This window comes from Brenneria alni, from assembly GCF_003666245.1.
Lineage (GTDB): Bacteria > Pseudomonadota > Gammaproteobacteria > Enterobacterales > Enterobacteriaceae > Brenneria > Brenneria alni.
Genome location: NZ_MJLZ01000009.1, coordinates 1 through 24,950, shown reverse-complemented (window position 1 = coordinate 24,950; position 24,950 = coordinate 1). Strand labels below are relative to the sequence as shown.

Annotated in this window: 14 protein-coding genes; 4 read left to right on the top strand and 10 right to left on the bottom strand. The window is 52.5% G+C overall.

The annotated features are described in order from the left end of the window. Nucleotides 1–158 precede the first annotated feature (158 nt). Nucleotides 159–1,826, top strand: coding sequence for a pectin acetylesterase PaeY (gene paeY / locus BIY29_RS06045; RefSeq protein ID WP_121574255.1), 1,668 nt, complete (start codon nucleotides 159–161; stop codon nucleotides 1,824–1,826). 86 nt (nucleotides 1,827–1,912) lie between these two features. On the opposite strand, the gene glnB is transcribed toward paeY, so the two are convergent. The 5 genes from glnB to purL form a co-directional block, all read right to left on the bottom strand. Further along, complete coding sequence (gene glnB, locus BIY29_RS06040; protein WP_121574254.1) at nucleotides 1,913–2,251, bottom strand: nitrogen regulatory protein P-II; 339 nt, start codon at nucleotides 2,249–2,251, stop codon at nucleotides 1,913–1,915. A gap of 91 nt (nucleotides 2,252–2,342) precedes the next feature. After that, complete coding sequence (glrR, locus tag BIY29_RS06035; RefSeq protein ID WP_121574253.1) at nucleotides 2,343–3,680, bottom strand: two-component system response regulator GlrR; 1,338 nt, start codon at nucleotides 3,678–3,680, stop codon at nucleotides 2,343–2,345. Further along, nucleotides 3,677–4,483, bottom strand: coding sequence for a two-component system QseEF-associated lipoprotein QseG (gene qseG, locus BIY29_RS06030; protein WP_240630001.1), 807 nt, complete (start codon nucleotides 4,481–4,483; stop codon nucleotides 3,677–3,679). Before qseG ends, glrR begins: the two co-directional genes overlap by 4 nt. Nucleotides 4,484–4,543: 60 nt before the next feature. Further along, nucleotides 4,544–5,980, bottom strand: coding sequence for a sensor histidine kinase (locus tag BIY29_RS06025; protein ID WP_121574251.1), 1,437 nt, complete (start codon nucleotides 5,978–5,980; stop codon nucleotides 4,544–4,546). Nucleotides 5,981–6,620: 640 nt separating this feature from the next. After that, nucleotides 6,621–10,505, bottom strand: a complete 3,885-nt coding sequence (gene purL, locus BIY29_RS06020) for a phosphoribosylformylglycinamidine synthase (protein ID WP_121574250.1) — start codon at nucleotides 10,503–10,505, stop codon at nucleotides 6,621–6,623. 501 nt (nucleotides 10,506–11,006) lie between these two features. On the opposite strand from purL, the gene mltF reads away from it, so the two are divergent. Continuing rightward, nucleotides 11,007–12,452 carry a membrane-bound lytic murein transglycosylase MltF gene (mltF, locus tag BIY29_RS06015; RefSeq protein WP_240629996.1) on the top strand — a complete coding sequence of 482 codons (1,446 nt, stop codon included), beginning with the start codon at nucleotides 11,007–11,009 and terminating at the stop codon, nucleotides 12,450–12,452. Between the two features lie 12 nt (nucleotides 12,453–12,464). On the opposite strand, the gene tadA is transcribed toward mltF, so the two are convergent. The 3 genes from tadA to murQ all read right to left on the bottom strand — a co-directional run bounded on the left by tadA (nucleotide 12,465) and on the right by murQ (nucleotide 14,678). Next, complete coding sequence (gene tadA / locus BIY29_RS06010; protein WP_121574248.1) at nucleotides 12,465–12,989, bottom strand: tRNA adenosine(34) deaminase TadA; 525 nt, start codon at nucleotides 12,987–12,989, stop codon at nucleotides 12,465–12,467. Between the two features lie 87 nt (nucleotides 12,990–13,076). Next, nucleotides 13,077–13,715: a phosphatidylglycerophosphatase C gene (gene yfhb, locus BIY29_RS06005; protein WP_121574247.1), complete on the bottom strand. Its 639-nt coding sequence runs from the start codon at nucleotides 13,713–13,715 to the stop codon at nucleotides 13,077–13,079. 54 nt (nucleotides 13,716–13,769) lie between these two features. After that, nucleotides 13,770–14,678 (bottom strand): N-acetylmuramic acid 6-phosphate etherase, encoded by a 909-nt coding sequence (gene murQ / locus BIY29_RS06000; protein WP_121574246.1) that lies wholly within the window; start codon nucleotides 14,676–14,678, stop codon nucleotides 13,770–13,772. A 163-nt stretch (nucleotides 14,679–14,841) separates the two neighbouring features. On the opposite strand from murQ, the gene lapG reads away from it, so the two are divergent. Then, the gene (gene lapG / locus BIY29_RS05995; protein ID WP_121574245.1) at nucleotides 14,842–15,528 is read left to right on the top strand and encodes a cysteine protease LapG; all 687 of its coding nucleotides are present in this window, start codon (nucleotides 14,842–14,844) and stop codon (nucleotides 15,526–15,528) included. A 9-nt stretch (nucleotides 15,529–15,537) separates the two neighbouring features. Further along, a complete protein-coding gene (gene lapD / locus BIY29_RS05990) occupies nucleotides 15,538–17,484 on the top strand; it encodes a cyclic di-GMP receptor LapD (RefSeq protein WP_121574244.1) in 1,947 nt (648 codons plus the stop codon). A gap of 60 nt (nucleotides 17,485–17,544) precedes the next feature. On the opposite strand, the gene BIY29_RS05985 is transcribed toward lapD, so the two are convergent. Together BIY29_RS05985 and BIY29_RS05980 are read right to left on the bottom strand one after the other, a co-directional pair. Beyond that, the gene (locus tag BIY29_RS05985; RefSeq protein WP_121574243.1) at nucleotides 17,545–17,889 is read right to left on the bottom strand and encodes a tryptophan synthase subunit beta; all 345 of its coding nucleotides are present in this window, start codon (nucleotides 17,887–17,889) and stop codon (nucleotides 17,545–17,547) included. 78 nt (nucleotides 17,890–17,967) lie between these two features. Further along, a partial coding sequence (locus BIY29_RS05980; protein WP_121574242.1) for a beta strand repeat-containing protein occupies nucleotides 17,968–24,950 on the bottom strand: 6,983 nt, incomplete at its 5' end.

The following is a 24,950-nucleotide window of genomic DNA, read 5'->3' as shown; positions in this document are numbered from 1 at the left end:
ATTCATGTTGACATCACCCTTACCAGAATTAGGTGCATAATAAAATCTTCATGCTTTCAACCGATTTAACGCCATCAGAGGAATCATTGTCTTCATCTGACCACACATGGAAGCTGCAAAAATATTTTCGGGTCTCGCAACAAGGGATATGTCTAATTATGTTAAACCGTTTTTCTGGCTGTATAAGTTTTGCTCTGTTATTTTCTGCTCCGTGGATGCTGGCATATGCCGAATCATCCGCCACCGCGCATAATGCCAAACCACAAAGCGGTATCGATATCATGTCCAGCATCACGCTGGAAGAAAAAACAACCCTGACAGGTAACGTGACACACCGTGAAATCCATCTTCCCGCCACCATTATTATCCGGGATCAGCAAGGCCATCGCAGGCAAACCCAAACCGATGATCAGGGGCGATATCACTTTGATGTTTCAGGATTATCGGCGCCTTTGCGTCTTATGGCTATCGAGTCCGGCGGCACCAACTGCCTGATTAACCATATTCCCCGGGCAATTTGTCTGACTGCGCTGGCTCCCTCGTTGCAATCCGGTCAGGATAATATCATCAACATTAATCCACTGACCGACCGTATCATTTCTGACGTTGCCGTCGCTGCAGGCTATATTGGCCCACAACAGTTGGCTGACGATCCCTCGTCGCCAACGCTTGATGCCGCCGCCTGGAAAAAGGCTTATGCCGTATTCCATACAGGTTTTAACTCAGCATTAAAGCAAACCGGCATTACCTCACCTGCACGTTTTGATCCCCTGACCTACCCTGCCACTCAGCAAGATTCCGTCACCAAAATCATCAAGGTGATTAACCACAACCGTAATTATCACAATAAGTCGGGTTACTCAGGGCATACGGTACTGACTGACAGCACTTTTCGCCCGATTGTAGGCCTGAATGGTCAGGGTGATTATGAACCATTGGATTACCTCTTTGCCCGCCAGCATCTGGATGATATCGAAAAAGCCCCCACCAGAATTTTCCTGGTGGGGGATTCCACTGCCGCAACCGGCGAGAAAGCTCGTATGCCGCGGATGGGCTGGGGACAGGTTTTTGAACAACAGTTCCGTAAAGATAGCGGAGTGAAAATTGTTAACGGCGCCCGCTCTGGCCGCGGCTCGCGTGACTACTTCCATGAGGGCTGGCTCCGTCAGATGCAACCGTTGATGAAAGCAGGTGATTTCCTGTTCATTCAGATGGGACATAACGACCAGAATTGTAACAGCGCCACGCCGGAACGAGGCGCTGCCGATGTTGCCAATCTGTGTACCTATCCCAATAATGCGGCGGGAGAACGCCAGTCGCCACCGGGCAAATCCGACATGTCGTTTCAGACGTCGCTGGAACGTTACGTTAATTTTGCCCGCCAGCATAAATTGACGCCGGTATTCCTTACGCCGACAACCCGTGTCCGTACCGCTGACGGCAAAGATGGCACGCCAGCGGTACACGGTCACTTTACGACACAGAATGCAGAAGGGGGATATGCGTTTACTGGTGACTACAGCCAGACAATCAAAGATACGGCAACGGCTAATCACGTCATTCTGCTGGATATTGAACCCGCAACGATTGCGCTGGCTAATCAGGGAAATAGCAATCACTGGAAACAGTACTGGCTGGCAGCCGATCCTGCGCACTATCCTTTCTACCGCAATCAGACAGGCAGCCTGACTAAACCGGATACCACGCATTTTCAGAAAAAAGGGGCGATAGCCGTATCAGGCATTGTCGCAGACGCTATTCGCCAGACGCCGGAATTAAAAGCACTGGCAGACAAACTGGTCAGCACCCATAAAAAGGATCATTAGTTAACCCGCTCTTTTCCCTTACCGTGGCGGAAAGAGCGGACTTGTAGTATATGAATCTGTGTGCTGTGGGGGCGATCGTTAAGTAATCAGATAGCCTCTTCGTCTTCTTCACCGGTACGGATACGCACGACACGGGCAACATCAAAAACAAAAATTTTGCCATCGCCGATTTTACCGGTCTGGGCAGTCTGCATGATGGTTTCCACACAGGTATCCACGATATCATCCCCTACCACGATCTCAACTTTCACCTTGGGTAAGAAATCGACCATGTACTCCGCGCCACGATAAAGCTCGGTGTGACCTTTTTGACGACCAAACCCTTTCACTTCGGTTACCGTCATCCCGGTGATACCCACATGCGCTAACGCTTCACGTACATCGTCCAGTTTGAACGGCTTAATAATCGCATCAATTTTTTTCATCGAAAAACCTTAGTATTACCTATGTTGCGGCCAAAGCCGGGCATCAGCAAACAAGAATACCGTCAGAATTCAAGATTACAATTCATTAACATTATTCTTTAAAGTCATTGGCGTCCAATTCATGACGGCCCAACAGTTTATAAAATTCCGTCCGGTTACGCCCCGCCATACGTGCGGCCTGGGTGACATTGCCTTTGGCTATCTGTAGCAGTTTGCGCAGGTAATTCAGCTCGAACTGATGACGGGCCTCAACGAACGTGGGTAGCGCGGTATTTTCTCCTTCCAGCGCCTGCTCAACCAATGCCTCGCTGATAACGGGCGCGCTGGTCAGCGCTACGCACTGTTCAATCACATTGACCAATTGCCGCACGTTGCCCGGCCAACTTGCGGTCATCAACCGTTTCATGGCATCCGTTGAGAACGTACGCACAAAAGGCTTATGCCTGGCAGCCGACTCACGCAATAGATGGTTAGCCAACAACGGGATATCTTCTGCCCGTTCGTGCAGCGCGGGCAGCTTCATATTGACCACATTCAGCCGATAATAAAGATCTTCACGGAACTCGCCTTTTTCCATTGACTTGGGTAAATCACGATGGGTGGCGGAAATAATCCGCACATCAATATCCAAATCACGGTTGCTGCCCAACGGACGAACTTTACGCTCTTGCAAAACCCGCAGTAGTTTCACCTGTAGCGAAATCGGCATATCGCCGATTTCATCTAAAAACAACGTACCGCCTTCCGCCGCCTGAAACAGCCCTTCACGGCTGCTGACCGCGCCGGTAAACGCCCCTTTGGCGTGACCGAATAACTCGGACTCCAGCAAAGGTTCGGGTAACGCACCGCAATTGATGGCAATAAAGGCTTTTTTCGCCCGTGGGCTGGCGGCATGGATTGCCTGAGCCAAGACCTCTTTCCCGGTACCGCTCTGACCATTAATCAAAACACTGACGTCCGATTGGGCGACCATTTTGGCCTGCTCCAGCAGGCGCAACATTAATGGACTTCGGGTAACAATGGTTTCACGCCAGCTTTCATCGCCAACCGGGGCCGACAACGCCATCGCTTCATCAATCGCCTGATATAACGCATCACGATCGACCGGTTTGGTCAGAAAGCTGAACACTCCCTGCTGTGTTGCCGCCACCGCGTCAGGAATAGAGCCGTGAGCGGTCAGAATAATGACGGGCATACCCGGTTGATAGCGCTGTATTTCAGAAAAAAGCGCCATACCGTCCATTTCATCCATGCGAAGATCGCTAATCACCAGATCGAACTGCTCTCTGGTTAACAGACGCAACGCTTCCTGACCACTTTCCGCCGTCGTCACGCTGAAACCTTCACTGGTCAGGCGCATCCCTAAGAGCTTTAGCAGGCTGGGGTCGTCGTCCACCAGTAACAAATTCGCCGCTTTCCGGGCTGTCATGGATTTTTCAGCTCCTTTTTCATCGTCGGGTTATCCGTATCTGATTCGGTTGGCGGCGTGTAGGTATCTTCCGCTTTTACCGGCTCAGAACCCGGTTCCGGTGATATCGCGTCACGCTCTGAATCTGCATTACTACGAGGGTCGGCATCGTTATCGGGTAATTCACCCGACAGTTGTTTACGGGACGAAAGCTGACGCTCAATGTCCGTCAGGTTTTCCAGCTTCCGTCTTGTTATCTCAAGCTGATATTGCAGTTGGTTTTGCTGGATACGCAGGGTATCCAACTGCTTATCACTGGCTTCCTGTAAACGCTGATAGCGTAAACGCTCATCGGATAAGGCCAAAAACAGCGTTTGTCTGTCACGCCAGGTCTGCATCAGCGGGCGCAATGCCGCAGGAAAGGCAAGGCGGTGCGTATTAATCTGCTCCAGCATCTGGCGTCTTTCCGCCTGCGTGATGCCAGCATTATCCAGTAAAATACTCTGTTTGAACACGCCCTCCCAGCTATCGCCCGCCATTAGCTGTGCTGTTTCGCGCGCCTGAAACTGGGTCAAGCGTCCGGCGCAATCCATCGCCCGCAGCCAGTAAAGCGCATTGTTCATGGCTTCCCGATCGTCCACTTGCCAGAGATGTCCACATGGTGCAATACGATAATCAGTTACCTGCTCTTTCGGCGTTGAATTTTCCGTATCCTGTGATGAGATGAAGCTACTGACGTTATTGTTACAGGCAGCTAATAGCAATGTCGTCAATAACAATAGCGATGGCATCACCACGGCCTTTAACATACGGCTAAAAGACATATCAAACAGGGCAGACAGGCGGTGTAGCGGGAAAAGACGGGCAGACCGTGCACTCATTATCTATTCATTCTCAGAAGTTAATGGCAATTCAATACGAAAACAGACATCAGCATAGTCAACAGAGATCAGGCTTAACTCACCACGCATCCGGCGAATACAATCCCGGGCGATACTCAACCCCAGCCCACTGCCTTTTACTGCGCCTTTGCGCTGATGACTCCCCTGATAAAAGGGCTCAAAAATCATACTATGCTCCGCGTCCGGAATCGGGATACCACTGTTCGCCACATCAATCTGAATTCGATGCCCAATCGGACGGCTACGAATCCAAATGTTACCGGATTCCTTACCATAGTGCACCGCATTGGAATAGAGATTATCTATCACGCGCATCAATAGCGTCGTCTCTGCCCAACAGTGTTCCGCCTTCAGTTCAATATCGGTATGAATCATTTTAGTACGGGCCGGCAAACTATGGGACGACACCACGATATCGACAATTTCCTCAATTTCGACCCGTTCCAGCTCCGTCGGCGTATCCGCTAGTTTACGGTTGTAGTCCAGCAGTTGGTCTATCAATTGAAGGAGATGTCGGCTACTGCTATCCAGAATCGACACCACTTCTTTCTGATCGGCGGTCAGGGGGCCAACCACTTCATCCGCCAGAAGTTCCGTGCCTTCACGCAGGCTGGCCAGCGGCGTTTTAAGTTCATGGGAAATATGCCGGAGAAATTCATGCCGTTGCGATTCCAGCCAGGAAAGCCGCTCACTCAACCAGATAATACGTTGTGCCAGAGAGCGGATTTCACGTGGCCCTTTAAAGGTACTGGTATTCCCCAGGGATCGACCTTCACCCAGGCGATTGATCATGCGCTCAACCCCATTTACCGGGCCGATTATCATCCGGGTAAACAATACTACCAGTAACAGACTCACCAGAAATAGCAGCAATGCCTGCCAGCCAAAAAACTGACCGCGCTCGGCTATCGCCTGTTGCAGTTGCTGCCCACGGGAAAACACCACTTCACGGGTTGCCTGAACCATTTGCCCGTTGGCACGGGAGAAGTTTTCCAGCAGCCCGGACGCCGCTTGAGCAGGCCCGCTGTTCTGGCAGCTTAATTCAGTAAGTTGGGTTAAATACTGGCGCAATGCCTGATAGTAGCGCTGATCCGGCAGAACCGTGGTGTGAGAATCCAGCATCTGTGAATACTGATTACGCTGGTTTTGATAGAGCGTTGCCAGAGTTTGATCATCCAGCACACAGTACTGACGATAGCTGCGCTCCATGGCTAACGCTACGCTGGTCATCGCCTCACTGCGGCGGGCATCCGTCAAGGTGGTATGGTTAATCTCTGCGGCCTGTTCACTGAGCGTATTCAGGCTTTGGTAAGCCTGATAAGCCAGTACCAGTAAAGGTAACAGCACCAGCAAAAAAGCCATGATTACTAACTGCCGCAGGGAGCGCGGAAATAGACGCCATCGTTTCAAGGAAATCATCTCGTTGCCTATCGATTCGTTCTGATGTTAACTGAATCTGCTAAAACGTCAGAACGTTTTAGCATCGCCAGCATAACAACGACACGGCAAATAAAAGTGATCATCAACAGAAGAGAAAAGCGGGCTGAATATTAGCATTACGCGGCCAGAAGAGTAATGTCCTCTGGCCGCGTAACTGAATAGGCGGTGCCTCACTCAACGTGTCGCCCGATGTTTGATAAAGTCAGCCTGCGCGTACTATTATCGATCTGGTGGACGATAGGCACCCTTTCTTTTGGCGTCATTCCGGGTGTTATGAGCGAATATCTCTGCCAGTCAGCAGCGCAATCATAACCAGTTGAATGAGCAACGCTGACTATTATGCACCAATTGTGCCAAGTTTAAAATTAATATTTAACCAATTGATTTTAATTTAATTATTTTTAAGACAACGTTACTGATATACCGATGAACCCTCAAAATGAACCGAAAACCGGTTTTATGTCGTCAAAAACAGACATCTTTCCCATTACGCGATCCAACTTATATAAATCAAACAGTTAAATGTCTTCTATTGGCGACACTCAAATATGCGTTTGTCGCAAAAACACGACAAGAGGCTTTAGCCCCTTGTCGTATCCACTTTCAGCACTGAGCGCGATTATCCCAGCTGCCTGCGCGCATTGCGGAACATGCGCATCCACGGCCCATCCTCGCCCCACTCTTCCGGATGCCAGGAGTTGCTGACGGTACGGAATACGCGCTCAGGGTGCGGCATCATAACTGTCGCCCGGCCACTGGCACTGGTAACGGCAGTAATACCGTGTGGTGAACCATTCGGGTTAGCAGGATAATTCTCCGTCACCTGACCGTAGTTGTTCACATAACGCAGCGCCACCAGATTATGCTGCTCAAGCGTAGCCAGATGTGCAGCATCACGCACCTCAACCTGACCTTCGCCGTGTGAAACCGCAATGGGCATACGCGACCCCGCCATGTCGTTCATAAACAACGATGGGCTTTTCTCGATTTCAACCAGACTAAAGCGCGCTTCAAAACGGTCCGATTTATTGCGGACAAAACGCGGCCAGAGATCGGCCCCTGGGATCAGTTCTCTCAGATTCGACATCATCTGGCAGCCGTTGCATACCCCAAGCGCCAGTGTCTGTGAACGCTGGAAGAAGGCAGCAAATTCATCACGCACCCGTGGGTTGAACAGAATAGACTTCGCCCAGCCTTCGCCTGCCCCCAAAACGTCGCCATAAGAGAAGCCGCCACAGGCAACCAGCGCCTGAAACGCTTGCAGATCCCGACGCCCCGCCAGTAAATCACTCATATGAATGTCAACCGCGTCAAAACCGGCACGGTGGAAAGCTGCGGCCATTTCAATATGGGAGTTAACCCCCTGTTCGCGCAACACCGCCACTTTCGGGCGAACCTGTTTGGCGATATAGGGCGCGGCAATATCTTCCTGTGGTTCAAAGGTCAATACCACGTTCAGACCGGGATCGCTGTCATCCTGCTTGGCGGTGTGCTCTTGATCGGCACACTGCGGGTTATCACGCAGGCGTTGCATCTGCCAGGTAGTTTCCGCCCACCAGTTACGCATGGTGGTGCGGCTTTCACGGTAAACCACATCCTCACCACGGGTAATAATAAAGCGGGTTCCCGCTTCGGCACGTCCAAGATAATGCACACTCGCCGCCAGACCATGCCGTGCGAACACGCTTTCCACCTCAGCCTGACGTGAGGCCGCCACCTGAATAACCGCCCCCAACTCTTCGTTGAACAGCGTAGCCAGCGTGTCGTCACCCTGCCCGGCAATATCAACATTCACGCCACAGTGACCGGCGAACGCCATCTCGGCCAGCGTCACCAACAGCCCGCCGTCAGAGCGGTCGTGATAAGCCAATAACGCCTTGTCGGCCACCAACTGCTGCATGGCATTAAAGAAGCCTGCCAATTGTTGCGCATCGTGAACATCCGCCGTTTCACGCCCTAACTGGCGGTAAACCTGAGCCAGTGCGGTAGCGCCCAGCGCTTTATGTCCGGCCCCCAGATCGATCAGCAATAGCGCATTATCCTGGCCGGTGCGCAACTGTGGCGTCACCGTCTTGCGAACGTCCTCCACACGGGCGAAAGCAGAGATCACCAGTGACATCGGCGAGGTCATGGCGCGTTCTTCTCCACCTTGCTGCCAGCGGGTTTTCATCGACATGGAGTCTTTGCCGACCGGAATCGTCAAACCCAGCGCCGGACAAAGTTCTTCACCAATGGCTTTTACCGCATCGTAAAGCCCGGCATCTTCCCCCGGATGCCCCGCTGCCGCCATCCAGTTAGCCGAGAGCTTAACCCGTGTCAGAGGGCCGATAGAGGTAGCGGCAATGTTGGTTAATGCTTCCCCCACAGCCAGACGGGCCGACGCCGCGAAATTGCGTAACGCTACGGGCGCACGTTCGCCAATCGACATGGCTTCGCCGTAGTAGCTGTCCAGACTCGCCGTGGTTACCGCACAGTCCGCCACCGGCACCTGCCACGGGCCGACCATCTGATCGCGGGATACCATACCGGTGACCGTGCGGTCGCCGATGGTGATAAGGAAGGTTTTTTCCGCCACTACCGGTAAGTGCAGCACGCGCTCTACCGCGTCAGCCAGATAAATGCCATCACGTTTTAACGGCGTACCTTCCACCTGTTTGCGCTCAACATCACGCAGCATTTTCGGCGTTTTACCCAGTAAGACATCCAGCGGCAGATCGATCGGTTGATTATTGAAATGACGGTCATTCAGCGTCAGGTGCAGTTCTTCCGTCGCTTCGCCAATCACCGCGTAAGGGGCGCGCTCGCGGCGGCAGATTTCATCAAACAACGCCAGTTGTTCCGGCGCAACGGCCAGGACATAACGCTCTTGTGACTCATTACACCAGACTTCCAGCGGGCTCATGCCCGGTTCATCATTCAAAATATCACGCAGTTCGAAACGACCGCCGCGACCGCCATCACTGACCAGTTCCGGCATGGCGTTGGACAGGCCGCCCGCGCCCACATCATGAATAAACAAAATCGGATTCTGTTCACCCAACTGCCAGCAGCGGTCGATCACTTCCTGACAGCGGCGTTCCATTTCCGGGTTATCACGCTGCACGGAAGCAAAATCCAGGTCGGCATCAGACTGGCCGGACGCCATTGACGACGCCGCCCCGCCCCCTAAGCCGATATTCATTGACGGGCCACCCAGCACAATCAGCTTGGCGCCCACGCTGATTTCGCCTTTTTTCACATGGTCGGCGCGAATGTTACCGATACCGCCCGCTAACATGATGGGCTTATGATAACCACGCAGCTCAGTACCGTTATGGCTATCCACCTGCTCTTCATAGGTACGGAAATAACCGGTAAGTGCAGGACGACCAAATTCATTATTAAACGCCGCGCCGCCCAACGGGCCTTCGGTCATGATATCCAGTGCGCTGACGATGCGATCCGGTTTGCCGAAATCCTCTTCCCACGGTTGTTCAAAGCCAGGAATACGCAGATTGGATACGGAGAAGCCAACCAGACCCGCTTTGGGTTTGGAACCACGTCCGGTCGCGCCTTCATCACGGATTTCACCGCCGGAACCCGTTGCCGCGCCCGGCCAGGGTGAAATCGCCGTCGGGTGGTTGTGGGTTTCCACTTTCATCAGGATATGCGCGTCTTCCTGATGATAATCATAATTACCGTGGGTATCGGCATAGAAGCGCCCAACAGCAGAACCTTCCATAACGGCGGCGTTATCCTTATAGGCGGATAACACATGGTTCGGCGTGTGTTCAAAAGTGTTTTTGATCATCTTGAACAGCGATTTCGGCTGTTCCACACCATCGATCACCCAGTCGGCATTAAAAATTTTATGACGGCAATGTTCGGAGTTCGCTTGCGCAAACATGTAAAGCTCAATATCTGTTGGGTTACGCCCCAGTTTACTAAACGCATCCAATAGATAATCGATCTCATCTTCCGCCAGTGCCAGTCCCAGCCGTCCATTCGCCTCTTCCAGCGCCTGACGGCCCCGTAACATGATTTCTACGCGTTTTAACGGCGCGGGTTGATGATGAGAGAAGAGTTTCTCCGCCTGTTGCATTTCATCGAATACGCTTTCCATCATACGATCATGCAACAACGCCCCCAGTTGCTGCCACTGTTCATCACTTAGCGTCGGCGCGTGGATATAAAAAGCCAGGCCGCGTTCCAGACGCAAAATCCTATTCAGTCCGCAGTTACGCGCAATATCAGTCGCTTTGGAAGACCACGGGGAAATCGTGCCGGGACGCGGAGTAACTAACAGCAAACGGCCTTGTGGCTCATGTTCAGCGAGAGAAGGGCCATACTTCAGCAAACGTGTTAGTTTAGCCAGTTCATCGTTGTTCAGCGGGGCGCTGACATCGGCGAAATGCACGTATTCGGCATAGATATCACTGATCGGCAAAAAGTACTCTTTGCAGCGAACCAGTAATTTATTAATACGAAAAGCCGACAAAGCAGGTGAACCACGCAGTATTTCCATAATCTAAAGTTCTCTCGTCTTCGATGCACTGACTGCGGTGCAGTCGTTGGGCGCGCTACAGGGGGGAAACGCGCGTCATTATAGAGAATCCTTCCCCCGGACGAAACCGTTTGCGTTGCTATTGTTGAGCAACATATTGCGGTAACGGTTAATCATTAACCAAATCAATAACAGTTGCACACTGGCGGTTTGTTACGCAAAATGCCCCGACCCCAGGACTTTTGGTGTAAAAAATCGCCTGGAGCGATTTTCAACGCCGTTTACGGCGGCCCGAAGGGCGAGTCTCAGGGATGAGACGAGTAAAAAATCGCCTGGAGCGATTTTCAACGCCGCTTACGGCGGCCCGAAGGGCGAGTCTCAGGGATGAGACGAGTAAAAAATCGCCTGGAGCGATTTTCAACGCCGTTTACGGCGGCCCGAAGGGGAGCGGGCAGGATAGCCCGCCGTAAAAAAACGGCTGCTACAAACAGACGGGCTGACAAGCCGCCGAGAGACAACTATTTGAAGCGTTTAACAATAAACTACTTTTTCATCGGGATTATCACGTTACTGCTGGCGCTGGCCTTGTGGCCGAATATCCCCTGGCGCAGTAGTCAGGACGTGCAGCTCAGACAGATCCTTTCACGCGGCGAGTTACGTATCAGTACCGTCAACTCTCCGCTGACTTACTATATCAGTAACGGTGCCCCGGCAGGTCTTGATTATGAACTGGCAAAACGTTTCGCCGACTATCTCGGCGTCAAGCTGGTGGTTTCGTCGCGTAAAAATCTTGACGATCTGTTTGACGACCTGGACGACGACGAGGCGGACTTACTGGCTGCCGGGTTGATTTACAATCATGAGCGTCTGGGGCGCTTTCGTGCCGGACCAACCTATTATTCCGTCTCACAACAGTTGGTATATCGTCTGGGCAATACCCGCCCCAGAACATTGAAAAACGTAAAAGGGCGGCTGGCCGTGACATCAGGCTCGGCGCACGTTGCCACCTTGCGCGATCTGAAAGCAGAAAAATATCCACAGTTGAACTGGGAGTCAGCTTCCGATCTGACCACACAGGAACTGCTGAAACAGGTGGCTGACGGTAAACTCGACTATACGCTGGCGGACTCGATCACCATTGGTTTAATGCAGCGTATCCATCCACAGCTCGCCGTGGCGTTCGATCTCAGTGACGAAGAACCAGTCACCTGGTACATGCGGCGCTCGCACGACGACAGCCTGTCTGCGGCGTTACTGGATTTTTTCAGCCTGATCGTTGAAGACGGCACCCTCGCCCGTCTGGAAGAAAAATACCTGGGCCATGTCGGCGAATTTGATTACGTTGACACCACCACTTTCCTCAGCGCCATTGATGAAACGCTACCCGATTTTCAGCCGCTATTTGAAAAACACGCGACGGATATCGACTGGAAATTACTGGCGGCTATTTCTTATCAAGAGTCACACTGGAATCCATTGGCCACCTCTCCGACTGGCGTCCGCGGACTGATGATGCTCACCCGCAGTACCGCGGAAAGTCTGGACGTTACCGATCGTCTCGACCCTGAACAGAGTATTCGTGGCGGCGCGCAATATATGTCGCACATGATGCAAAAAATGCCCGACACCATTCCTGAAGATGAAAAAATCTGGTTTGCGCTGGCCGCTTACAATATGGGGTACGCCCATTTGCTGGATGCCCGCAAACTGACGGAAAAACAGCAAGGCAACCCCGATAGCTGGGTCGATGTGAAAATGCGCCTGCCGATGCTGAGTCAGAAGCGTTACTACACGCAAACGACTTACGGCTATGCTCGCGGACACCAAGCCTACAACTATGTAGAAAACATCCGCCGTTATATGGTGAGCCTCGAAGGATATCTGTCAGAAAAAGAGACGAAAGCACGGCAGCAACGGCTATCCGCTCAGGCTTATCCGGTTGTACCGCCCAATAAAGTGCCGGAGTAACGCCGGGCGAATTTAAGATGATCGCGCCGCGTTATTCTTGTGCGGCCTTTTTCCCGCGTCCCGCTTCGCTTTATGCTGCTCACGGCGCTGGCGGAAAAAAGCGCTCAACGTAGCGGAACACTCCACAGCCAGAATGCCGGAATCGATGGTTATCTGATGATTCATGCCGGGATGACGCAAGATATCCACCAGCGACCCCGCCGCACCGGTTTTTTCATCCGCCGCGCCGTAAACCAGCCGACCAATGCGGCTATGTATCATCGCACCGGCACACATAATGCATGGCTCCAGCGTCACATACAGGGTGGTATCCAAAAGACGATAGTTCTGTAACACCGCTCCCCCCTGACGCAACGCCATGATTTCAGCATGGGCGGTGGGATCGTGATGCCCGATCGGGCGATTCCAGCCTTCACCTATCACCTGATTATTCCAAACCAGCACCGCACCGACCGGCACTTCGCCTTCATCCTGAGCACGCCGGGCCAGCATCAGCGCATGGCGCATCCAATATTCATCATCCAATACGCGACTCACGGTTTCCTCTCAGGCTAGTTTATCTGTCACTTTGGCGGCGGGCGGCATTATAGCTATTGAATCCCCCCGGACAAGACCTGCGAGGAATTACTCCAGTTGTTGCAGGCTGCCGTTTGGCGTAACACGCCAGCGGTGCTCACAAAAATAGAGCAGCGGGTTATCCTGCTTACTGTCGCTGTATCCGCTATAGAGCTTCAGCGGTGCGCCCAGACGCTGTTCCATCTGGATGACTTTTTCCTGACCCAGACAGCGCAGCGTCAATACCCAGCCGCCACCGCGCCGGGTTATCTGGCTTCCCATCAGACGGACGCCAGGTAAAAAAGGGGAATCATGATAGACCTGCTCAACCAGACGCTGAGGTGAACCGGTTACCAACCAGACCTGAGCATGGGTATCTTGTAAATATTCCGTCAACCGCTGCTGTACCTGCGGAAAAGGGGTCACCTGGCGGCGAAAATCACTGACAAACTGTTTTTCCAACTGAACAAGATTATCCTCGCTGCGGCCAAAGGTAATCGCCCACAACAGCCAGCTCATCGGCCAGCGGGCCGCACGGCCACGCACCAACATACCTGCGCCGATAACCGGCAATAACGGCAATACAAGAGTAAGGTTGAGTGGCAACCGCCTGAGCAGAAAGCGTAAAAAACTACCGAACATATCCTGTTGATGCAGTGTGCCGTCCAGATCAAAAAACACAACGCGCAGGCTTCGCTTATCACTCAAAACGTCACTCCTCAGTGATTGGTATATAGAAATAACGGACGATATGCCATCATGTCAGGCAATCAGCGCTTCACGCAGATATCCATTATGGCGTATCAGTTTCAGCCGCGCCTCTTCGGCGCTCACACCGCTCAGAATCATCAGAATAGCAGGTTTCACCTCATTCCCGGTCTGCGCCAATGCCTGGCGGGCCACCTCCGGTTCCGCTCCCGTGGCTTCGATCACAATCCGGCAGGCACGATCCAGCAATTTGACGTTGGTGGCTTTCACATCCACCATCAGATTCTGATACACCTTACCCAGTTTCACCATGACACCGGTGGAAATCATATTCAGCACCAGCTTCTGTGCGGTTCCCGATTTCAGGCGGGTCGATCCCGTCAGGGCTTCCGGGCCGACAACCGGAGAAATTGCTATCTGGGCTTCCTGAGCAATGGGGGAATGTGGATTACAGGATATCGCCGCAGTACGACAGCGCACACTACGGGCATAGCGTAGGGCGCCGATGACGTAAGGTGTTCTGCCGGAAGCCGCCAGGCCGATCACCATGTCATCAGGCGTGAGATGGAGGGCAATCAGATCAGCCTCACCTAACGCCGGATCATCCTCAGCCCCTTCAACCGCCTTAAGCAACGCGCCAGGGCCACCGGCTATCAGGCCGACCACCAACCCATGCGGCACCCCAAACGTCGGGGGACATTCCGATGCATCCAGCACACCCAATCGACCACTGGTTCCCGCGCCAAGGTAAATCAGCCGTCCCCCGGCTTTCAGCGCAGCCGTGGCCAGATCGACCGTATTGGCGATCGCCGGCAAAACCTGACGGATGGCTTCCGGCACCTTTTGATCTTCCTGATTAAAAACACGCATCATTTCCAGCGTAGACAGCATGTCTAAGTCCATTGTGGCGGAGTTTCGGGTTTCTGATACCAGTTCCCCTAAATGGAGAGCACCTGCATTCATTCTGCTACCTCATTCGTTGCGCCTGTTTTTTTCTGACCTCATCCCGGCGCCATAGTAATCGCTTTTTGCCACTATAAAAGTAAGATATTCTGCAATGATTTGTATAATTTATTAGATCTTTACGTTGCCGGAGACTGACCTGTGGGCAAACAGAGAAACATCAGTGCAATACCATTTGCCTAAGGCATCTTATTACAAGCTTTTTCTCGTCTGCTGTCTGTTGTTGCTGCTGGCGGGTTCCCTGCGCGCAGACTGGGATTTTATCCTCATTACTCAGCGAACGGAGCAACTTTATGGCCCGGCGACACCTGAGGCCAGCCGACGGATTAATGAATGGCAGGCATTATTGGTTGCCCAACGTAATGCGGATGAGAAAAAACAACTGGAAACCGTGAACCGTTTTTTTAATGATCATTTGCTGTTTCGTGATGACAGCGTCATCTGGGATCAAGAAGATTACTGGGCAAGCCCCATAGAGGCGCTACGCAAAGGCGCGGCGGATTGTGAAGATTACGCCATTGCCAAATATTTCACCTTGCGCCGTTTAGGCGTGGCAGGTGAAAAACTGCGAATCACTTATGTTAAGGCATTGCGTCTTAATAAGGCGCATATGGTTCTCACCTTTTACCCGACGCCCACCGCGATCCCACTGGTGCTGGATAACCTGACGGATAAAATTCAACCTGCGACCCAGCGCACCGATTTGCTGCCGGTTTATTCCTTTAATGGAGAAGGTTTATGGCTACCGGGCACCGGCGGCAACAAACGTGTGGGCGACAGTAAACGGCTTTCACGCTGGCAGGCGTTGCTCACTAAAATGCGTGCCGAGGGTTTTTCAATTGAGGAGTAGGATTAGGCTATGTCTCTATACAAACAATTACTGATAGCCATCTGCCTGTTTGTACTAATTATTTTCAGCGGTAGTTTTTTTGTCGGCCTGGAAAACTCACGCGAGCAATATAATAACCAGCTTCATTCCCATGCGCAGGATGCAGCAACCGCGCTCGGGTTGTCCCTGACGCCGAATATTGACGATCCGGCGATGGTGGAACTGATGGTCAGTTCCATTTTTGACAGCGGCTATTTTTCCAGTATCCGCGTTCGGGATTTAAAAACGGATAACATTACGCTGGAGCGTACCACTTCACCGGAAGTGCCCAATGTCCCGGCCTGGTTTGTCCGACTGGTTAATCTTCAACCCGGCGCGGGCGAATCGATAGTCATGCGGGGGTGGGAACAAGCGGCAAAGGTGGAAGTGGTCAGCCATCCGATGTTCGCCATCACCCGTTTGTGGAAGAGCAGTTCAGCGGTGCTCATCTGGCTGCTGAGTTGCGGTGTACTTGGGGTGTTGTTCGGCGCAATACTGCTGCGCCGCCAACTGCGCCCGCTGGATTATATTGTAAAACAATCGCTGGCTATTACCCGCCGTGAATTTCTCAGCCAACCTGACTTGCCCACCACGCCAGAGTTCCGCCGCGTGGCGCAGGCGATGAACCTGATGGTCAGCAAACTCAAAACTTTATTTGAGGAAGAGGCTGAACGAAGCGAACGCTTACGTAAGGAAGCCTATCAGGATCCCCAGACCGGGTTGAATAACCGCCGTGCTTTCGATATTCAGTTTCAGGACAAACTCACTGATGATGAAACGCCGCCCGGCTTCCTGATTATGATCCGCATTCAGGATCTATCGGGCATGAACCAGCGACTGGGCGGGCAGCGCACCGACACGCTGCTGGCCTCAATCGGCCACATTATCCGCAAAATCCAAAAGCAGTATGTCAATGCAGATAGCCTGTCAGCCCGTATCCGCGGCGGCGAATTTGCCCTGCTTTGCCCCGGTTTAGTGATTAAGGAAGCCGACGCCTTGATAGACGATCTGACGCGCAACATTGAAAGCCTATATTTAACGGGTGAAACCGACGTATCCCCGATCGCCAGATTTTGTATGGTGCCATTCCGCCCCGGAGACGCCGCACAATCTCTGCTGATACAGGGCGATCAGGCACTGACCAGTGCCGAAAGGCATTCAGACAAAACCACTGTTGATGAAACATTGCAGACATCAACACAGGTTGAGACCGATCGGCATATGTGGTTTAACCGGCTCGATCCCATACTGGAACAGGGACATCTGCAACTTTTCTTACAGCCCGTGGTAGATTGCCTTAATCCGAACCAGATACTGCACCATAAAGTGCTGGCAAGAATTAAGGATGAACAAGGGAACAGCATTGCCGCAGGCCGCTTCCTTCCCTGGGTACAGCGTTTTGGCTGGAATACCCGGCTGGATCAGGTGATGCTGAAACAGGTATTGGATTATTTACGCCAGCATAAGGGTAATCTGGCGTTAAGCCTGTCCTGCGACACCGTTCTCAATCTGCCGTTGATGGCGCAGTTACTGGCGCCGCTGAAACATCAGCCTCATCTGGCGACGCGTCTGATTCTGGAATTAGATGAGAACCAACTGCCAGACGCCGATCGGCTTGAGGCATTAATCAAACTGCTGAACGAACATAACTGCGCGCTGGGGCTTCAGCATTTTGGCGGTCGGTTTAATATGATCGGTAATTTATCTCAATGGGGTCTGGCTTACTTAAAAGTAGACGGCAGCTATATTCGGGGTATCGATCAGGAAGAGGATAAAAAAATGTTTATTGAAGCGCTCTACCGTGCAACCAATAGCATTGCGCTGCCGCTTATCGCCGAACGTGTCGAAACAAAGGGTGAATTGAAAGTGCTTCAGAAAATGGGTTTGCAAGGCGCTATGGGGCGTTTATTGGGAGAACCTACACCAGCCACGATGTAACCGTCATACAAAAAACGGCCTGTTAAGGCCGTTTTTCATCATAGCTTCACGCTAATTGGATCAGAACATACCGTCTTCATCATCACCGATTAATTTGTTCAATCCGCCATTCAATGCTTCACGCGCCTGTGCCCGGCCAATCAGCTTTAGCTGCGCCGCCGAAGGAAAATCAGTAATACTGATGACCCCTTTATTGATTAATACCTGAATCAAATCTTCAAGTACTCGCACCATTTCCAGGTCGCTCTGACGCAACTGTTGCAAACCGGCAACCGCCATTTGGTGACTTTCGTACCACGCCAATGCTTCTGCTGAGTCGTCAGCAAGTTCACCATTCATTTCAGGAAAAGGACTATCCTCAACCTTCATCAGATGACCGTCACTATCACGCTGGATATAAAACATACTCAGAGACCTTTTTTAAGCATTCTTTATCAGTGAAGGAACCTCATAACCTGAGGTTCCAACCTGCGCGATGATCAGTCAGTTGATGACTTGATCTGGCTTACTGATTAAACTTTCAAGCGACGGCAAATCACCACTGTAGTGCTCAAGCGTAATAGATACCGCAACCGTTCCGCCTTTGTCTCCGGTGAAGTTGCCCTCCGTGCTGACTTCGATCACCGGCGAACCCTGATTCTCCGTAATACGGAGATAGCGGCTGATATCGGTACCCTCTTCCAGTTCGCCGATAAGATCGCTTAAATCGATCCTATCGCCTTCATTGGCATTGAAGTCCTTGATGATATCATGCCCTACCTCACCAGCCTGCCAGGTAAAGGTGTCAGCTCCGGCTCCGCCGATCAACACATCATTACCTGCCCCGCCGATCAGCAAGTCATCACCGCTACCGCCGTACAGCAGATCGTTACCGCTTCCGCCATTAAGAATATCCCTGCCGCCCTGCCCGAAGAGAATGTCATTCCCCGCTCCGCCATTGAGAATATCATTACCATCATTGGCAGAAGGGAGGTCGAACTCTGAACTATGAGACGTGATATAGCCATGCATATCCTTCGCCGTTACCGATGTTCCATCCTGAACGCCCATTTTTTCGGCAATATAGCTTTGTAACGCCGACAATCCATTGCCTTCGATATTGTCAAAGGCCACTACGTCGCCAAACAGGATATCATTACCTAACCCGCCATCGAGATAGTCATCCCCGGCTTTCATCGGCTCGTTGCTGCCCAGGATCGCCTCATTAAGCTGGCTGGGATCGATATGATCCTGCACATATCCGTCAGTGTCATAATGTTGCAAGCTGCTGGCGTTCAGATCGTTACCAATCCCGATCGCTTCAACGTTTGACAGTGCTTTCAGTTGTGAGAACGCCTCAGCGGCGTGGGTGTTACTGGTATCGAGGTTGCCAGAGTTATCGACCCAACGCCAACCGTTCCAGTAGCTATTATTATTACCTGCGCCGCCAAGTGAAGATATTTCGTAGGTTCCGTCGCCCTGTGCATGAACCTGACCAATAACCGTCTTGGTAACACTGTTCCAGAGGCCACCGTGATATTGATAAACATTTCCCTGCGCATCGATCACTTCCCGCATCGCGCCCCGCACATCCATATAGTAGGATTGTCCCGGCGTATAGGTAATATTGTCAATATTGAGCGACTGCCACCTGTCACTGACACGCACCTCATTGCTCTCAATGATCTGGTAAAACGTTGGTTCACCATCGGTAATAAAGTAGGTCAGGTTATTTCCTACATTGCTTGTTACTGTATCGCTCTGGAACCAGTTAGCCGTGGTTTTGAACACATCCTCATAGTTGGTGCCGCCACCGCTGGCGGAACCGCCCACCATCGAATTCAGCACATCCGTCAGACTCTGAAGCGCGTTTGGATCACTGAGGTTAACCGAAACCGTCTTGCCAACCTGCGTGTCAAAGTCAGCTAAAAAGACATTTACCGTTCCTGCATTTGTTCCGCTGGCGCTTTTTACCAGGCTGTTGAACACGTCGGTCAGTGAAGCCTGGGTTTTTGCTATATCGCTGCTCGACATGCTGCCCGATGAGTCAACCATAAACGCAATGTTATAGTTCTGCCCTTCCACAAGCTGCAATCCGGAAACATCAGCGACCATCAAATCATGGCTGTTAGTACCCGGCATATCGTCATTACCGGTTGAGCCGATACTCAGCCCATACTGTTCGACCCCTTCCATAGAAGAGCCGGTTGCGGAATCATAATTCGCTGATTCGGTTGAAGTGGCCTGAGCGACCACGCTAAACTCGCCAACGTCAACCGGAACACTAATGGTGATTGTCCCTGCAAGCGTCGACGCCCCCTGGGTATTGGGGATCAAATAGGAACCATCGCTACCTACGGTATAAGTCACATTATTGATATGATCGTTCAGTATCGTTCCTTCAGGAATACCCGTTAAGGTAATTCCTGACAGCGTTTCGCTACCGTCAAGATCAACCAGCGAAGCAGATACTTCAATGGTATGCTCCTGAGTGCCAGCCTGGCCGGAAACTTTTTCAATCGTCGCACTGTTGCTGCCGGGCGTATAGGTCGTCCCGTCGCTGTAAATCACGCCTTCAATATTGTTACTGACCTGAGTGGTGAAAGAACCGGAATTTCCTTCACTGTCGGTGTAATTTACCTTCAGCCCGTCCAACGTATTAACCGAGGAGTCCTGATTATTATTAGTGCTATTACTGGCGCTGTAGGTATATCCGTCCTCTTTCATGACAAAAACATAGTCTTGATGGGCGCCGCTACCGTTACTGGTACGATTTCCGTTGAACGAATCCAGAAGCTTTAACTGTTTCTGATCTTCACTCCAATCACTCTGCCGATAAAAATAGCCGCTACCGGAATGCACGACAAAAATATCGGCATAATTTCCATCACCGCTGGTATTACCCTGACTGTAATAGGCAACCGTTCCGCTTCCTACTACCGTCGGTAGCGGATCCCCCTCAGTCAACCATACGCGCACACCATCGCCAATGGCGATAATTTGACCATCCTGTATGTCAAATCCGCCGTTTTCACTACCGCCGTTGACCGCAATAATCTCCGATGCCGCCGGCGTCGTTTCACCACTGGTGATGTTAAGGGTAACGATAGGCGCATCCGCAACAGGAGTAATATCAATACTCACCGAAGCATTGCTACCGATATTTCCCACCGCATCGACTGGCTGGTATAAGAATTCACTGAACGGTAAACCGGCGGCGTTTTCCACCGGTTCAAATCTCAAATCGAGATTTTGCGCCGTAAATTCCTGCCCGATCGTTACCGCTTTCCAGTCACCGCCATCATTAAAATACAGTATGCCAACATTGGCCGTGGGCAGCGCGGAGATAACAATACTGGCGGTGTCGGCAGATACGCCGAGATCGCTCCAGCCAATATGCAGCGGCGAATCTTCCGATCCGGTCACGGAATTATTATGAGCAATCGGTGGCGTAGCATCCATCACTGCATTGCTACTATCAACCGATTGATTACCCGCCTGATCGGTTGCCGTAGCATCGACAGTAATCTTCCCTTCTGCCAGCGAACTAAGATCAGTTTGTGTCTGCCACCTGCCATCCACAACCGGCACATTACTCAAGGTGACCGACTTACCATTCACATCGGTAAATACTAAATCGACGGTTTTCTCGCTGCTGGTGCCGCTGATAGGCGTATTGATCAACTCATACTGACTGATATAACCATCATTACCCGCAAAATGAGTGATATCGATTTCCGGGGCCACGGTGTCGATAGTGTAAGGTCGGATGGCCTCTGCAACATTAGTGTTACCGGCGGTATCGGTGATCGCTATGCTCGCATTAACTTGCGTGTTACTTGCCAGGATGCTTCCCAGAACAATCACGCTCCAGGTGATACCATCCGCATTCACCGTGGTCTGGTAGGTTTCTGAACCGACGGTTACCGTGACCGTATCACCGGCCTGAACGTTGTTGCCAACCTTGCCGGTCACGTTGATGGCTTGATTAGACTCGGCGATATTCACCACATCATCACCGGCAATGGTGTCGATGGTGATGGACGCCTCCGGGGCTATGGTATCCACCGTGTAAGGACGGCTGGCCTCTGCTGTGGTGGTATTACCCGCCGCATCGGCGGTAGTGACGCTGGCGCTAACTGCCAAGTTGGAAGCCAGTACAGAACCCGGAATATCTATGCTCCAGCTAATTCCATCGGCATTCACCGTGGTCTGGTAGGTCTCTGAACCGACGGTGACCGTCACCGCGTCACCGGCTTGAACGTTGTTGCCGACCTTGCCGGTCACGTTGATGGCTTGACTGGACTCAGCGATATTCACCACATCATCACCAGCCACTGTGTCGATAGTAATGGAGGCGTCCGGCGCTACCGTATCGACGGCGTAAGGACGGCTGGCTTCTGCGGTGGTGGTATTACCGGCGGCATCGGCGGTAGTCACGCTGGCATTAATCTCGGTATTACCGGCCAGCACATTACCCGGTACGCTAACACTCCAGCTAACACCATCGGCATTGACGGTAGTCTGGAAGGTCTCCGCACCCACGGTGACCGTCACCGCGTCACCGGCTTGAACATTATTACCAACACGGCCTGTCACATTAATGGTCTGGCCGGACTCAGCGATATTTACCACATCATCACCAGCCACGGTGTCGATAGTGATGGAGGCGTCCGGGGCTATGGTATCCACCGCGTAAGGTCGATTAGCTTCTGCGGTGGTGGTATTACCCGCCGCATCGGCAGTGGTCACGCTGGCATTAATCTCGGTATTACCGGCCAGCACATTACCCGGTACGCTAACACTCCAGCTAATTCCATCGGCATTGACAGTAGTCTGGTAGGTCTCTGAACCGACTGTTACCGTCACCGCATCACCGGCCTGCACATTGTTGCCGACCTTGCCGGTCACGTTGATGGTCTGATTGGACTCATCGATATTCACCATATCGTCACCAGCCACGGTGTCGATAGTGATGGAGGCGTCCGGCGCTACCGTATCGACGGCGTAAGGACGGCTGGCCTCTGCGGTGGTGGTATTACCCGCCGCATCGGCAGTGGTGACGCTGGCATTAATCTCGGTATTACCGGCCAGTACGCTGCCCGGCACATTCACGCTCCAACTGGTGCCGTCAGCATTGACCGTGGTCTGGTAGGTTTCATTGCCCACGGTGACCGTTACCGTATCACCAGCTTGAACGTTATTACCAACGCTGCCTGTCACATTCACCGTCTGACCGGACTCGGCGATATTGACCATATCGTCACCGGCAATGGTGTCGATGGTGATGGACGCTTCCGGGGCTATGGTATCAACGGTGTAAGGTCGATTAGCTTCTGCGGTGGTGGTATTACCCGCCGCATCGGCAGTGGTGACGCTGGCGCTAACTGCCAAGTTGGAAGCCAGTACAGAACCCGGAATATCTATGCTCCAGCTAACACCATCGGCATTGACAGTAGTCTGGTAGGTCTCCGCACCCACGGTGACCGTCACCGCATCACCGGCTTGAACGTTGTTGCCGACCTTGCCGGTCACGTTGATGGCTTGACTGGACTCAGCGATATTCACCACATCATCACCAGCCACTGTGTCGATAGTGATGGAGGCGTCCGGCGCTACCGTATCAACGGTATAAGAACGATTGGCGCTTGCCGTAGTGGTATTACCGGCGGCATCGGCAGTGGTCACGCTGGCATTAATCTCGGTATTACCGGCCAGCACATTACCCGGTACGCTAACACTCCAGCTAATATCATCGGCATTCACCGTGGTCTGATACGTTTCAGATCCCACCGTTACCGTCACCGTATCACCGGCCTGCACATTGTTGCCGACCTGACCGCTGATATTCACGGACTGGCTGGATTCGGCAATATTTACCCTATCATCACCGGCAATGGTGTCGATGGTGATCGACGCGTCCGGCGCTATGGTATCGACGGTGTAAGAACGATCCGCACTTACCGTAGTGCTATTACCCGCCGCATCGGCAGTGGTGACGCTGGCATTAATCTCGGTATTACCGGCCAGTACGCTGCCCGGCACATCCACGCTCCAGCTAACACCATCGGCATTGACAGTAGTCTGGTAGGTCTCCGCACCCACGGTGACCGTCACCGCATCACCGGCTTGAACATTATTACCAACACGACCTGCCACATTAATGGTCTGATTGGACTCAGCGATATTCACCACATCATCACCAGCCACGGTGTCGATAGTGATGGAGGCGTCCGGCGCTACCGTATCGACGGCGTAAGGGCGGCTGGCTTCTGCGGTGGTGGTATTACCCGCCGCATCGGCAGTGGTGACACTGGCATTAATCTCAGTGTTTGCCGCCAGTACGCTGCCCGGCACGCTGACGCTCCAGCTAATTCCATCGGCATTGACAGTAGTCTGGTAGGTCTCCGCACCCACGGTGACCGTCACCGCGTCACCGGCCTGCACATTGTTGCTAACCTTGCCGCTGATATTCACGGACTGGCTGGATTCAGCAATATTTACCCTATCATCACCGGCAATGGTGTCGATGGTGATCGACGCGTCCGGCGCTACCGTATCGACGGCGTAAGGACGGCTGGCCTCTGCGGTGGTGGTATTACCCGCCGCATCAGCAGTGGTCACACTGGCGGTGACATTGGTGTTTGCCGCCAGTACGCTGCCCGGGATATTCACGCTCCAGCTAATTCCATCGGCATTGACCGTGGTCTGGTAGGTCTCTGAACCGACGGTGACCGTAACCACATCACCGGCCTGCACATTATTACCAACACGGCCTGTCACATTAATGGTCTGGCCGGACTCGGCGATATTTACCATATCGTCACCAGCAATAGTGTCGATGGTGATCGACGCCTCCGGGGACAGGGTGTCGACGGTGTAAGAACGATCCGCACTTATCGTAGTGGTATTACCGGCAGAATCGGCAGTGGTCACGCTGGCATTAATCTCGGTATTACCGGCCAGTACGCTGCCCGGCACATTCACGCTCCAACTGGTGCCGTCAGCGTTGACCGTGGTCTGGTAGGTTTCATTGCCCACGGTGACCGTCACCGCATCATCGGCTTGAACGTTGTTGCCGACCTTGCCGGTCACGTTGATGGCTTGACTGGACTCAGCGATATTCACCACATCATCACCGGCAATGGTGTCGATAGTGATCGAGGCTTCCGGGGCTACGGTATCGACAGTGTAAGGACGATTGGCTTCTGCCGTAGTGGTATTACCCGCCGCATCGGTGGTGGTCACGCTGGCGGTGACATTGGTGTTCGCCGTCAGCACGCTGCCCGGCACGCTAACGCTCCAGCTAACGCCATCCGCATTCACGGTAGTCTGGTAGGTTTCATTGCCCACGGTGACCGTCACCGCGTCACCGGCCTGAACATTATTACCGACCTTGCCGGTCACGTTGATGGCTTGATTGGACTCAGCGATATTGACCCTATCGTCACCAGCCACGGTGTCGATAGTGATGGACGCTTCCGGGG

What these genes read in the sequence shown, in the direction of transcription:
- murQ (WP_121574246.1), bottom strand. Translation starts at nt 14,678, where the DNA reads ATGAATGCAGGTGCTCTCCATTTAGGGGAACTGGTATCAGAAACCCGA.
- glnB (WP_121574254.1), bottom strand. Translation starts at nt 2,251, where the DNA reads ATGAAAAAAATTGATGCGATTATTAAGCCGTTCAAACTGGACGATGTA.
- BIY29_RS06025 (WP_121574251.1), bottom strand. Translation starts at nt 5,980, where the DNA reads ATGATTTCCTTGAAACGATGGCGTCTATTTCCGCGCTCCCTGCGGCAG.
- glrR (WP_121574253.1), bottom strand. Translation starts at nt 3,680, where the DNA reads ATGACAGCCCGGAAAGCGGCGAATTTGTTACTGGTGGACGACGACCCC.
- qseG (WP_240630001.1), bottom strand. Translation starts at nt 4,483, where the DNA reads ATGTCTTTTAGCCGTATGTTAAAGGCCGTGGTGATGCCATCGCTATTG.
- paeY (WP_121574255.1), top strand. Translation starts at nt 159, where the DNA reads ATGTTAAACCGTTTTTCTGGCTGTATAAGTTTTGCTCTGTTATTTTCT.
- BIY29_RS05985 (WP_121574243.1), bottom strand. Translation starts at nt 17,889, where the DNA reads ATGTTTTATATCCAGCGTGATAGTGACGGTCATCTGATGAAGGTTGAG.
- purL (WP_121574250.1), bottom strand. Translation starts at nt 10,505, where the DNA reads ATGGAAATACTGCGTGGTTCACCTGCTTTGTCGGCTTTTCGTATTAAT.
- lapD (WP_121574244.1), top strand. Translation starts at nt 15,538, where the DNA reads ATGTCTCTATACAAACAATTACTGATAGCCATCTGCCTGTTTGTACTA.